This is a genomic window from Pseudarthrobacter sp. NKDBFgelt (genome assembly GCF_046097905.1).
GTDB classification, from domain to species: Bacteria; Actinomycetota; Actinomycetes; order Actinomycetales; family Micrococcaceae; genus Arthrobacter; species Arthrobacter polychromogenes.
This window is the reverse complement of record NZ_JBJURL010000041.1, coordinates 27,561-39,640: the sequence shown is the minus strand read 5'-3', so window position 1 is coordinate 39,640 and position 12,080 is coordinate 27,561. Positions and strand designations below refer to the sequence as shown.

10 protein-coding genes are annotated in these 12,080 nt (G+C 66.1%); 4 read left to right on the top strand and 6 right to left on the bottom strand.

Annotation, left to right across the window (positions count from 1 at the left end; translation table 11 throughout):
* Window positions 1-188 precede the first annotated feature (188 nt).
* Entirely contained in the window at window positions 189-2,258 is a 2,070-nt protein-coding gene (locus ACKAE7_RS12435) for a PhoX family phosphatase (protein WP_191034788.1), read from the top strand.
* 235 nt (window positions 2,259-2,493) lie between these two features.
* Window positions 2,494-4,308, top strand: coding sequence for a 2-succinyl-5-enolpyruvyl-6-hydroxy-3-cyclohexene-1-carboxylic-acid synthase (gene menD / locus ACKAE7_RS12430; RefSeq protein ID WP_408979344.1), 1,815 nt, complete (start codon window positions 2,494-2,496; stop codon window positions 4,306-4,308).
* On the opposite strand, the gene ACKAE7_RS12425 is transcribed toward menD, so the two are convergent.
* Complete coding sequence (locus tag ACKAE7_RS12425; protein WP_408979343.1) at window positions 4,305-4,769, bottom strand: MarR family winged helix-turn-helix transcriptional regulator; 465 nt, start codon at window positions 4,767-4,769, stop codon at window positions 4,305-4,307. The two genes, menD and ACKAE7_RS12425, sit on opposite strands and share 4 nt — an antisense overlap.
* A gap of 124 nt (window positions 4,770-4,893) precedes the next feature.
* Here ACKAE7_RS12425 and ACKAE7_RS12420 point away from each other — a divergent pair, with 124 nt between their 5' ends.
* Window positions 4,894-5,436, top strand: a complete 543-nt coding sequence (locus ACKAE7_RS12420) for a YceI family protein (protein WP_408979342.1) — start codon at window positions 4,894-4,896, stop codon at window positions 5,434-5,436.
* Between the two features lie 35 nt (window positions 5,437-5,471).
* Here the strand turns inward: ACKAE7_RS12420 and ACKAE7_RS12415 are convergent, their stop codons facing one another.
* The 5 genes from ACKAE7_RS12415 to ACKAE7_RS12395 form a co-directional block, all read right to left on the bottom strand.
* Window positions 5,472-6,641 (bottom strand): aminotransferase class I/II-fold pyridoxal phosphate-dependent enzyme, encoded by a 1,170-nt coding sequence (locus ACKAE7_RS12415; RefSeq protein ID WP_408979341.1) that lies wholly within the window; start codon window positions 6,639-6,641, stop codon window positions 5,472-5,474.
* A 315-nt stretch (window positions 6,642-6,956) separates the two neighbouring features.
* Window positions 6,957-7,760 carry an amino acid ABC transporter ATP-binding protein gene (locus ACKAE7_RS12410; protein WP_188809497.1) on the bottom strand — a complete coding sequence of 268 codons (804 nt, stop codon included), beginning with the start codon at window positions 7,758-7,760 and terminating at the stop codon, window positions 6,957-6,959.
* Between the two features lie 12 nt (window positions 7,761-7,772).
* Window positions 7,773-8,564, bottom strand: a complete 792-nt coding sequence (locus tag ACKAE7_RS12405) for an amino acid ABC transporter permease (protein WP_104184452.1) — start codon at window positions 8,562-8,564, stop codon at window positions 7,773-7,775.
* A 150-nt stretch (window positions 8,565-8,714) separates the two neighbouring features.
* Window positions 8,715-9,515 (bottom strand): ABC transporter substrate-binding protein, encoded by an 801-nt coding sequence (locus ACKAE7_RS12400; RefSeq protein WP_400600381.1) that lies wholly within the window; start codon window positions 9,513-9,515, stop codon window positions 8,715-8,717.
* 245 nt (window positions 9,516-9,760) lie between these two features.
* Window positions 9,761-11,164, bottom strand: a complete 1,404-nt coding sequence (locus tag ACKAE7_RS12395; protein ID WP_408979340.1) for an isochorismate synthase MenF — start codon at window positions 11,162-11,164, stop codon at window positions 9,761-9,763.
* A gap of 137 nt (window positions 11,165-11,301) precedes the next feature.
* On the opposite strand from ACKAE7_RS12395, the gene ACKAE7_RS12390 reads away from it, so the two are divergent.
* Window positions 11,302-12,078 carry a demethylmenaquinone methyltransferase gene (locus ACKAE7_RS12390; RefSeq protein WP_229666336.1) on the top strand — a complete coding sequence of 259 codons (777 nt, stop codon included), beginning with the start codon at window positions 11,302-11,304 and terminating at the stop codon, window positions 12,076-12,078.
* Window positions 12,079-12,080: the final 2 nt, after the last annotated feature.

Here is a 12,080-nt window from a genome sequence, read left to right as displayed (position 1 = left end):
CCATGCTCCGCGACGGCAGCCTCTACCAAGCCCAAACACCAACAGCAGCTTGACGAAAAACATAGGGACACTCTCACGTTTCTGCAGGTCACGCGCGGTTAACCGGAATTTCACCCGGCATACTACTGCGCGTAGAAACCGGCTGAAAGGGTGGGCGGGACCTCGTAGAAATTCCTTGGAAGGCCCCCATGTCTGAAACGACTGCTCGCAAGTTCACCCTGCTGCCGATGCTCGGCCATACCAAGGGCAAGCGCAGCGCCGTCACCTGCGCGCTGAAGTGCGACAACGCCTGCGCCGGCGATGTCTGCAACACCAGCTCCAACAGCTACTTCCGTGACATCGCCTCCGCCACCATGTCCCGCCGCGCCGCCCTTGGCTTCGGCGCCGCCGGTGCGCTCGCCGTCGTCCTGGGATCCGCCGCAACCTCGCCTGAATCTGCAAACGCCGCTGGCCTGTCCAAGGCAGCGAAGGAAGGCTTCGGCAAGTCCAAGCTGCAGTTCACAGCCATCCCGTCGATCGATGCCGCCGTGGACGCCGTGACCGTCCCGGGGGGCTTCACCTGGCAGCCGGTCATCCGCTGGGGTGACCCGATCTTCAACGGCGCGCCGGAGTTCGACCTGTACAACCAGACGGCCGCCGCGCAGGAAAAGCAGTTCGGCTACAACAACGACTACACGGACATCCTGGAGATCCCGGGCAGCAAGGGCCGCCGCGCGGTGCTCTTCGCCAACCACGAGTACACCAACGAAAACATCATGTTCCCGGCCACCATGCCTGCAGATCAGATGCGCGCTGTGGGGGCGGCCGCGCACGGGCTGTCCGTGGTTGAGCTGGAGCGCAAGAACAAGAACAAGCCGTGGACCTACGTGAAGGGTGCGCCGCTCAACCGCCGCTTCCTCAACAACACGGTGTACGAACTGACCGGCCCGGCCGCGGGCTCCCCGCTTCTCAAGACTGTTGCGGACCCTGACGGCCGCTTCATCAAGGGCACGCTGGGCAACTGCGCCGGCGGCACCACCCCGTGGGGCACCATCCTCTCCGGCGAAGAGAACTTCCAGAGCTACTTCGTGGCGCCGGGAACCTCTGCCGGGGACAAGCGGTACGGCATCACCAACAAGCCGACTGCCCGCCAGTGGGAGTTGGATGAGCCGCGCTGGGATACCCGCAACCCCGGTTACGAGAACGAGGCGAACCGCTTCGGCTGGATCGTGGAAGTTGACCCGTTCGACCCCACCTCCACGCCCAAGAAGCACTCCATGCTGGGCCGCTTCAAGCACGAGGGCGCCAACGTGATCATCGCCGAGTCCGGGCACGTTGTGGCCTATTCCGGCGACGACGAGCGCTTCGACTACCTGTATAAGTTCGTCTCGAAGGACAAGTACCGCGAGGGCGACCGCAAGCACAACATGACCCTGCTGTCCGCGGGCAACCTCTACGTCGCCAGGTTCACGGGCAACTCGCCGGCTGCAGACATCACCGGAACCGGGGCTGTGCCCGCCGACGGCGCCTTCGACGGCATCGGCGAGTGGCTGCCGCTGGTGGTGGACGGGGCTTCCGCTGTTCCGGGCATGACCGTCGAGGAGGTTCTGGTGTACACCCGCCTGGCCGCGGACAAGGTTGGCCCCACCAAGATGGACCGCTGTGAGGACGTGGAACCCAGCCTGCACACCGGCAAGGTCTACGTGGCCTGCACCAACAACTCCAACCGCGGCGTTGGGTCCAACGAGGGCGCCACTGAGGTCAACCCGCGCAACCAGAACCGCGACGGCCACATCGTGGAGATCACCGAAACCGGCGGCCAGACCTCCACCACCTTCGCCTGGAACCTGCTGATGGTCTGCGGCGATCCGGCCCAGGGCGATGTCACCTACTTCTCCGGCTTCCCGGTGGACAAAGTCTCGCCCATCTCCTGCCCGGACAACCTGGCATTCGACTCCGTGGGCAACCTCTGGATCTCCACGGACGGCGCCCCCTCCGGCATCGGCCGGGCGGACGGCCTGTTCAAGGTCACCCTGGACGGCGCCGAACGTGGCAAGGTGGAGCAGTTCCTGGCCGTTCCGCGCGACGCCGAAACCTGCGGCCCCATCATCCACGACGAGGAGCGTTCTGTCTTTGTTGCGGTGCAGCACCCCGGCGAGGACGGCACTTTCGACGCGCAGGTTTCCTTCTTCCCGGACTACGTAGCGGAGGGCACGACGCCGGCACCCGGCCAGGCGCGCGCACCGCGCCCGTCCGTGATCCAGGTGTTCCGCGGCTAGCCTGCGACGCTCTTTCACTTACCGCCGGTTTTGGCCCAACGCTCTATCACTTATCACCGGTTTTTCGGCGACGCTCTATCATCTTTACGTCCGGCTCTGGGCGGAAGGTGATAGAGCGTTCCGGTTAACGCCGCATCAGCTGATAGAGCGTTCCGGTTTACCCGCATCAGCTGATAGAGCGTTCCGGTAAAACCCACATCAAATGAGAGAGCGTCCGGGGTGGCAGACTGGTTTGGTGACTTCGCTGAACGACCCTTCCCCGGACACCACGCCCGACGCCACGCCTGACACCGATTCCGGCACTACTCCGGACACCACGCCTGGCACTACTGCGGACGCCACACCTGACGCCGGGGCTGGGCTGGCTGCCTTGGCAGCGGCGCGGATCGCCGTCGGGGTGTTGGTCGACGGCGGCGTGCAGCACGTGGTGGTCTCGCCGGGATCCCGCTCGGCCCCCATGGCGTATGCCCTTGCCGAGGCGTCCGCCGAGGGCAGGGTGGACCTGCTGGTCCGGATCGACGAGCGCTCGGCCGGGTTCACTGCCCTGGGCCTGGCACTGGCCACGGGATCACCCGCCGCCGTGCTCACAACGTCCGGGACCGCCGTCGGGAACCTGATGCCCGCCGTGATGGAGGCCAACCACGCTGCGGTTCCCCTGGTGGTGCTGTCCGCCGACCGGCCCGACGAGCTCCGCGGAACCGGCGCCAACCAGACCACCGTCCAGCCTGACCTTTTCGGCGAGCAGGTGCGCTTCGCAGTCGACATAGCCGCCGGCGCCGACCCCCGGCGCGCCATCGAGACAGGCTTGTCCGCCGCCACCGGTGCGTTCCCCGACCTGCCGCCCGGCCCCGTCCAGCTGAACCTCGCGTTCCGCGATCCGCTGGTTCCGTCGCCGGGGGAGGAACTGCCGCCCGCGGCCGAACGGCAGCGCTACCGGATCGGCACCGAGCCGCTCATCATGAACCTGCCGCCGGCGTCAACCGACCTGCCGGAGCGGCGCACCGTCGTACTCGCCGGGCACGACGCCGGGCCCGTCGCCGAGGCGTTCGCACGCTCCCATGGCCTGCCGCTGCTGGCCGAGCCGTCCTCCAACGCCCGCTTCGGGCCCAACGCGGTTGGTCCGTACCGGCTGCTGCTGGAGCACTTTGGTCCCGGCGCGGACATGCCGATTGAACGTGTTGTCCTCTTTGGCCGGCCCACGCTGTCCCGCCCGGTTGCCGCGCTTCTGGCCAGGGCTGATGTCCAGGCTGCCCTCTACCAGCCCGTGCCGGTGGCCTGGTATGAGCCCGGCCGCCGCACCGAGCTGCCGCTGGAAAACCTCGGTGACCTGGCCGGCTTTGCCGGCCGCGGGACCACAGAATGGCTGGATACCTGGCTGCTCGCAGGCTCGGCAGCGCAGCATGCCCTGGACGGAATACTTTCCGCAGAGGCTCCCGCGAGTGGGCCGGCGGTAGGCTCGCTGGTGTGGAAGCACGCCCGCGGGCAGCTGCTCCTAGGCTCGTCTAACGGCATCCGCGACGTGGATCTTGCCGGCCTGCCCGCCCCGGAACCCGCCGCCACCGTGTACGCCAACCGCGGCCTCGCCGGGATCGACGGCACTCTTTCCACCGCCACGGGCATCGCCATCGGCGGCCGGCAGGACACCACAGTCCTGCTGGGCGACGTCACGTTCCTCCACGACGTCGGCGGCCTGCTCCTCGGCGCCGGGGAGGAGCAGCCTTCGCTGCGGATCGTCGTCCTCAATGACGCCGGTGGGGCCATCTTCGACCTGCTGGAACACGGCGCCGTGCGTGAGGCCGGAACGTACGGCGACGCCGTCGAACGCCTCTTTGGCACGCCGCACTCCGTGGACATCGCGGCACTCGCCGCAGCGTACGGCGTCGGGCATTGCTCGGTAAGTACTACGGCGGCACTCGCCGAGGCGCTCGCCCAGCCGGTTGAGGGGCGCAGCATCGTGGAAGTCCGCACTGACCGGCAGGGGCTCAGGGCCCTGCACGCCAGGATCAAAGAGGCCGTCGCCGCCGCAGTCGGGGGAGTACTGGCGCGCTAAGAGGGGGAGTCCGGCTCAAGTTTCGCCATGACACGGGAGGACAGCTCGACCAGCATGCGCCGCTCCTCAGGAGTCATCACCTCAAGGAAGTTCTCCCTGACCCACTCGATGTGCCCGGGAGCTGCTGCACGCAGGGCTGCCCGGCCGGCCTGCGTTATGTGAACCAGAATGCCGCGGGCATCATCGTGCGCCGGTTCCCGGCTGACAAGCCCACGTTCCTCCATTCGCCGAAGCTGGTGCGCAAGCCTGCTGCGGTCCCAACCGGCGCTGCGCCCCAGGTCCCGGGCGCGCATACCGGAAGGCCCGGCTTCGGCAAGTGGGGCGAGCATCTGGTAATCGGCGCCCGATACGCCGCTTCCCGCCAACTGCCTCTCCATCCCGGCTGCCAACTGGCGGGTGAAGAGGATGTAGGCGAACCACACTTCTTCTTCGTCCTTCGTCAGGCCGCGATACTCAGGCAACGCGCATCCTCTCCCTGGAGAAACCATAAAGTTGTTGACATGTCAGCATAACAGGAGCACGGTTGTTGATACGTCAGCAATTGCCCGGTGCGGGGGGATTCGGGCCAAGTTTAAGGAATCCGCCATGACCGCCGAACCAGCCCTACAAATCCACAAGTTGCCCGAGGCTGGTGAGTACCGTATGGACTCCGAACGCTCAGGTGTTACCTACGCCTCGCGGCATATGTTTGGTCTGGGCAGGGTCCGCGCCGAATTCCGCGTTTCCTCGGGGCTGCTGAATGTCGCGTCAACATTGGCAGGGAGCAGCGCTAGTGCCATCATCGATTCGGCCAGTTTCGACTCCGCCAACGAGCGCCGGGACCGCGACGTCAAAGGCCGGGGCCTGCTCGATGTGGCCGGCTTTCCGATCATCGCGTTCTCGTCAACGGGGATTCGCGAAGACGGAGGTGCCATTCTTCTTGCCGGGATTGTGGCTATGCACGGAGTGGAAGCTGCCGCGGAGGTCACAGTCCTGTCCTGGGACGCCCTGGCTCCCGGCCAAATCCGCCTTACGGCGCAGGCCAATCACCTGGACCGTTATTCGTTCGGCATCACGGGTGCAGGGGGCTTCGTGGGCCGCTACTTCGACCTTGCCTTCCAGATCGTCGCCGTACGGAGCGAAACGTAAGCGGCGCCGGGCACCCAGCCTGCTTCCACGGGCGGTCAGCCCACGGGTGCCGCATCTGCGGCTGCTCCTTTGTCCTTGATCGCTGCTTCGAAGGTGGGCAGGCTCCGCTCGATCATGTCCTCGTTAGCTGTCAGGGAAATCCGGAAGAACCCGGGCGTCTCGAACAGCGTGCCCGGGAAAACGAAGACGTCGCGGCGGGCGAGAGACTCGGTGAAGGCTTCGTCCTCCGGACCGGGGGTGCTGACGAACAGGTAGAACGTGCCCTCCGGCGGATGCATCCGGTAACCCATGCTGCGGAGCGCGTCCACCAGGCGGTCCCTGCGCCGCTCCAGCTGGCCGACGTCGATGGAGAACTTCTCCAGCTCGGGAAGCGCGTGCTGCAGCAGCGCATTGGGGTACACCCAGCCCATCGCCACCTGCAGGCCGCTGATGGCTGGCACCATCTCCTCCCGGTGCGGCATGGCCGGCGGCAGGGCCAGATACCCCACACGCTGGCCAGGGGAGAGGTGGGTTTTGCCATAGGAGTATGCCAGCAGCGTGTACGGGTAGAACTCAACCGGGCTGTGGAACCGCATGCCGTCGAACACAATGCGGTTGTAGGCCTCGTCCGAGATGAGGTAGATACGCCGGCCAATCCTTGCAGACGCAGTTTCCAGCAGGTCGGCGAGCCGGCGCAGCAGCTCCGGGGGATAGATCCGCCCGGTGGGGTTGTTGGGCGAATTGACGATCACAACCCGCGTCCGCTCCGTGATGGCAGCGTCGATTGCGGCGAGGTCCAGGTCGAACGTGGCGGTATGGACCTTTACCTTCACCGGTACCAGGCCGGCTTCGAGGATCAGCGGCTCGTACAGGAACCATGGCGGCAGGCTGTAGAGCACCTCGTCGCCGGGGTCCGCCACGGTCTTGAGCGCCAGCGCAATCGCAGCGAACCCGCCGGTGGTAAGGAAGATGTCCTCTGTCCGGAAGGGCACGTCCAGCAGCCGTTCAAGGGATTGCGCGGCCGCTTCCTGCGCCGTTTCGACGTTGGTTTTGTAGGCAAACCACTGGTCATCACGGGGCACCAGGGCATCCCGCAAAGTGGTGACGTAGCGGTCTGGCGGCATTTGGTGGGGGTTGCCGAACGTGAAGTCGCAGACGGTGCGCTGGTCCTGTCCCCGGTTGAGGTACCGCCGGATGAAGGAGTCAACCCGCTGGAACGAGGGCACTGATGCCAGCCGCGCGCGGCGCGTTCGGATACCGCCGCCTGCGGTGGTGGGGCTTTGGGATTCATCTCTGCGCTCCTGGATGCGCCGCCGCGCGGGACGGCGGCCGGACGGGCAGCGCGCTGCTGAGCCAGGGCTGTGATGGGACCTATTGTGTGCCCCGGTACCGCGGAAGTAAATGCCCGCTCGGGAGGCGCGTGCCGCCGTCGTACGCTTCGTTCAAAAGCGAGGCGCTGATGGCCCCGTGATGCACAAAATCCCCGGCGCTGCGGAGAATCCGCAGCGCCGGGGATTGCGCGAAGTGAAAGCGAAGAGGCCCTACTCCTCGATGTCGATGTGCGTCGGATCCAGGACGCGGCGCAGGAACTCCTTGGTGCGGGGCTGCGTGGGGGAGGAGATGACCTGCTCGGCCACGCCTTCTTCCACCACAACGCCGCCGTCCATGAACACCACCCGGTCCGCCACTTCGCGGGCGAATCCCATCTCGTGGGTGACCACCAGCATGGTCATGCCCTCCTTGGCGAGGTTCCGCATGACGGAGAGGACGTCGCCCACAGTCTCGGGGTCAAGCGCGGAGGTGGGCTCATCGAAGAGCATCAACTCGGGGTCCATGCTGAGCGCGCGGGCGATAGCCACGCGCTGCTGCTGGCCGCCGGAGAGCTGGTCCGGGAAACGGTCCGCGAGGTGTCCGAGCCCCACACGTTCCAGGTTGTGCATGGACACCTTGTCCGCCTCGGCCTGCGAACGCTTGAGGACCTTCGTCTGGGCGATGGAGCAGTTGCGCTTGGCGTCCAGGTGCGGGAACAGGTTGAACTGCTGGAACACCATGCCCACCTTGCGGCGCATCTTGTCGATGTCCACATCGGGATCGGTGGCCTCGAAGCCGCCCACGTGGATGGTGCCCTCGTTGGGCTGCTCCAGCAGGTTGACGCAGCGCAGCAGGGTGGACTTGCCGGATCCGGACGGTCCGATCAGGCACACCACTTCGCCGGGGGCCACGTCCAGGCTGATGCCCTTGAGGACCTCGTTGGAACCGTAGGACTTGCGCAGGTCCTTGATGGCCACGCCGGCGGCCTGGATGGTGGCAGCTCCGCCGCGGGAGTTGTTTACGACGTCGTTCATGGTCTTCCCTGCCTATCGATTGTTCCGCGCGGTGCGGCTTTCGAACTTCCGGGCCAGGAAGCTCAGGGGGATGGTGATCACCAGGTAGAAGGCGCCGGCCACCAGAAGGGGCGTGAGGCCTGCGCCCAGGCTGGAAATGCCGTCGCGGCCGAACTTGGTGAGCTCGTACTGCGAGGCGGTGAGGCCCAGGACGTAGATCAGCGAGGAGTCCTTGGTGAGCAGGATGACCTCGTTGGTCAGGGGCGGCAGGACGATCTTGAAGGCCTGGGGGATAACGATGGTGATCATGGCCCGCCACTGCGGCATGCCCAGCGAGCGGGCGGCTTCCAGCTGGCCCTTTGGCACGGCCTGCAGGCCTGCGCGGAGGGTTTCGGCGATGTAGGCCGAGGCCACCATGCCCAGGGAAACCATGACGATCACGGTGATGTTCCAGGAAACGCCGAAGGCCAGCGGCACGCCGTAGCCGAAGGCGATGAACACCAGCAGCGCCGGGATGCCGCGGAAGAACTCGATGTAACCGGAAGCGATCCAGCGGTACAGGGGGAAGCTGGAGAGCTTCATCAGGGCCAAAAGCAGGCCGCCGGAGAGGCCAACGATGAAGCCGAGGAACGTGTAGATCAGGGTGTTCGTCAGGCCGGTGACGAAGATGCCCGGGAACATGGGCCCGATCTTGCCGAAGTTGAAGACGCTGTTGCCGATGGTCTCCCAGTCGGTGGCCAGGATCAGCGCGGCGATGGCCACCACAAAGATTCCGGCCTGGACATACAGGCTTACTCTGGCTCGCTGACGTGCGGTCATTGCCATGGGTTGCTCACATTCGTTGTGCGTGGCAGAGGCCCCGGACGGACTGCGGTACAGCTCGTCCGGGGCCCCGGCTGCGTAGTTCTCAGGGCCGTGGCGGGGCCGGGGCCGGGAAGGCCCAGGCCTGCACGGCGACTACTTGGCGGTTGTTGGCTACTTGGCGGTCTCGCCGAACCAGGTGGTCTTGAACGTCTCCAGGGAGCCGTCCTCGGTCAGGCGCTCAAGCGTGCCGTTGACCTTCTCCAGCATTTCGGTGTTGCCCTTCTTGACGGAGATGCCCAGCTGCTCGCCGGTTGCGAAGTCCTCAACGCTCTTGAACTTGGGCTGGTCCTTGATGGCGTAGCCAAGGACGGACTGGTTGCCCAGGGCGGCGTCGATGGTGCCGGCTTCAAGAGCCTGCACCAGGAGGCCGGTGTCCTCGAACTGCTGCGCGTCGATGCCCTGCTCCTGGGCGTAGTCGGCGCCGGTGGTGGCCTGCTGCACGCCGACCTTCTTGCCCTTGGCGTCCTCCAGGCCGGTGATGCCGGAGTCCTCGCTGGCCACCAGGGCCAGGTCGTCGTCGAGGTACGGGCTGGAGAAGTCCATGACGGACTTGCGGGTGTCCGTGATGGAGATCGAGGAGATGCCCAGGTCGCACTGGGTCAGGGCGGTGCCGGTCTCGATCGCTTCGAAGGAGCTGTCAACGATGCTCAGTTCGGCGCCGAAGTCCTTGGCGAGCTCCTTGGCGATGTCCACATCGAAGCCGACCGTCTCGCCGTCCTTCTCGAACTCGAACGGCTCGTAAGGGATGTCCGAGCAGACCGTGAGCTTGCCGGCGTTGATGAGCTGGATGCCGCCTTCGGAGGCTGCGGGGGTGGAACTGCCGCCGCAGGCCGTGAGGGTGAGGGCGCCGGCGGCGAAGACTGCTGCTGCCTTGGCGGTCATTTTGGCCGTGGCCAGGGACTTGAGCTGCATGTTTTCTTACCTTTTGTTGCGGGGAGTATGCGGTACTAAATCGGTTCATAGTGTAGCGCCGATTATGAGATGTGCATCACAGGAAACTAAGTTTCACTATTGGATAACTAAATCACAGGGGAAAGCAAGCCCGCACGGGCACAATTTGTCTCCTATCCCGGACTCCCGCCCAACTAGGTAGCGCTAAGTGTCGTTTTGAGGCCCCAAAACGACACTTAGCGCTACCTAGTTGGGGAGAGAGGGAGTCAGCTGCTGATCCCAAGCGACTCCAGCATCGGGCGGAACTTCGCCCAGGTTTCCGCGAGCTCGGCCTCGGGCTGTGAGCCGTCGACTATTCCGCAGCCGGCATACAGCCGGACGGTGTCCGGGGACTCGATGACCGCTCCCCGCAGTGCGATGCCCCACTCGCCGTTCCCCGCTGCGTCCAGCCAGCCCACGGGGCCTGCATACGGCCCCCGGTCCAGGTGTTCCAGCTTCCGGATCAGGGCCCCGGCGACCTGCGTGGGGGTTCCGCAGACGGCGGCCGTAGGGTGCAGGGCGTTGATGAGCGCGAGGCAGGTAGGCACGTGGCCCTCGATTTCGGCCAGCTCAGCCTTGACGTCCGAAGCCAGGTGCCACACATTCGGGAGTTCCAGGATGAAAGGCTCGTCGTGCGCATTCATCGCTTCCGAGAACGGCGCCAGCTGAGTGGTCAGGGACTGGATGGCGATCTCGTGCTCGTGCCTCTGCTTTTCCGAGCCGGCCAGCACCCGGGTGGCGTAGTCCATCGGGAGGCCGTCCTCGCCGTGGGCGTCCCGGCGGTCCAGCGTTCCGGCCAGCACGCGCGCCTGGGCGGTGCGTCCTTCCACCTGGATCAGCATCTCCGGCGTGGCCCCCACCAGCCCGTCCACCCCGTACGTCCAGCACTCCCGGTAGCGTGCGGCGAGTTCGCGCAGTACATCTGCGGTATGTACGCCAGATGGAATAGTCGCCACCACGTCCCGCGCCAGCACCAGCTTCTCCAGCGCGCCGGTCCGGATCTCAGCCACGCCCGCCTCGACGGCCGCCATCCAGGCTTCCTCGCTCAGCGACCCGGTATGCAGGGTTGCCCCTGCGGCCAGGGGGAGGGGGCGTACGACGGCGCCGCCCCCCTTGGCGGGCACGGCACCCAAGCTGCCGTCCCCGGCAGGGTCCGCTGCCGCCGTCGTCCTTCCTGGAGGCGCTGCCGAAGGAGCCGCAACGCTCCGAAGCCAGCGGTCCAGCGCGGCGCGGGCGGTGTCCTCGGTGAGGGGGCCGTCGTCGAACGTCAACTGGGTCAGCCAGACCTGCCCGTCCCGTACGCCCACCGCGATCTCCGGCACGATCAGCCGGGACTCGTGGGCGGACGTCTTGGAGAAGGCGAAGGAGCCGAAGGCCACGGGGCCCGTCCCGGGGAGCTCAACGGAATCGGCGACCTCGGCCTCAAGGACAAGGTGCCGCCACCAGATGTCTGCCTCGAGGAACCGGTCGGGGCCGGTGGCCGTGAAGCGCGCAATCTCGCCGAAGCCAGCCAGCCCGGCTTCCCTCCGGGTCCAGCAGAGGACATCGTCCCGTACCAAAAACGCAGGAAGCCCCCCGGGGAAATCTTTTCCATCCAGGGGGACTGTGAGGGTGCGGAACGTGCTCGTCATGATGAGACAACACTACTCCCGCGCGTGCACTGGCCCGGGAGCGGCCGTGGAGGTGGCTCCGACGGTGGGGCGTCGGCTCAGCGGGACCGGAGCCGTGGCTGGTCGGGACGCTCCTGAACATTTGAGACAATGACATGGTGAACCGAGCATCCTTGGATAAGCGTCCGGACGAAGTAGCCACGATGTTTGACGACGTCGCACCGAAATACGACGTCGTCAATGACGTCCTGTCCCTGTGGCAGACGCGCCGCTGGCGCAAGGTTGTGGTGGATGCCATGGAGGCCAGCAAGGGCCAACGCGTCCTGGACCTGGCCGCGGGCACCGGCACCTCCAGCGAGCCGTATGCCGATGCGGGCATAGACGTTGTGGCCTGCGACTTCTCCCTCGGGATGCTCAAGGTGGGCAAGCGCCGCCGCCCGGACATCAACTTTGTTGCCGGCGATGCCACCAACCTGCCGTTCGCTGACAACTCCTTCGACGCCACCACCATTTCCTTCGGCCTGCGGAACGTCAACGAGCCCAAAAAGGCACTGGAGGAGATGCTCCGCGTCACCAAGCCCGGCGGCCGGCTCGTCATTGCCGAGTTTTCCCAGCCCGTGGTTCCGCTCTGGCGCACCATGTACACCGAATACCTCATGCGGGCCCTGCCGGCCATTGCCACGAAGGTTGCGTCCAACCCGGACGCTTACGTCTACCTCGCCGAGTCCATCCGCGCGTGGCCGGACCAGGACCACCTTGCCGCCTGGCTGCAGGAGTCCGGCTGGGAAAAGGTCACCTACCGCAACCTCACCGGCGGAATCGTGGCCGTGCACCGCGCGTTCAAAGCCGAAGAATCGACGCCGGACAGCGCCGCTGCCGCCATCGCCGCGCACAAGGGCCCCGTGGCCAAACTGCGCCGCAACATCGTCCGCTGACC

Excerpts from the sequence above, each read along its gene's own strand:
- ACKAE7_RS12410 (WP_188809497.1), bottom strand. The coding sequence starts at position 7,760 with ATGAACGACGTCGTAAACAACTCCCGCGGCGGAGCTGCCACCATCCAG.
- ACKAE7_RS12400 (WP_400600381.1), bottom strand. The coding sequence starts at position 9,515 with ATGCAGCTCAAGTCCCTGGCCACGGCCAAAATGACCGCCAAGGCAGCA.
- ACKAE7_RS12435 (WP_191034788.1), top strand. The coding sequence starts at position 189 with ATGTCTGAAACGACTGCTCGCAAGTTCACCCTGCTGCCGATGCTCGGC.
- ACKAE7_RS12405 (WP_104184452.1), bottom strand. The coding sequence starts at position 8,564 with ATGGCAATGACCGCACGTCAGCGAGCCAGAGTAAGCCTGTATGTCCAG.
- ACKAE7_RS12395 (WP_408979340.1), bottom strand. The coding sequence starts at position 11,164 with ATGACGAGCACGTTCCGCACCCTCACAGTCCCCCTGGATGGAAAAGAT.
- ACKAE7_RS12420 (WP_408979342.1), top strand. The coding sequence starts at position 4,894 with ATGACCGCCGAACCAGCCCTACAAATCCACAAGTTGCCCGAGGCTGGT.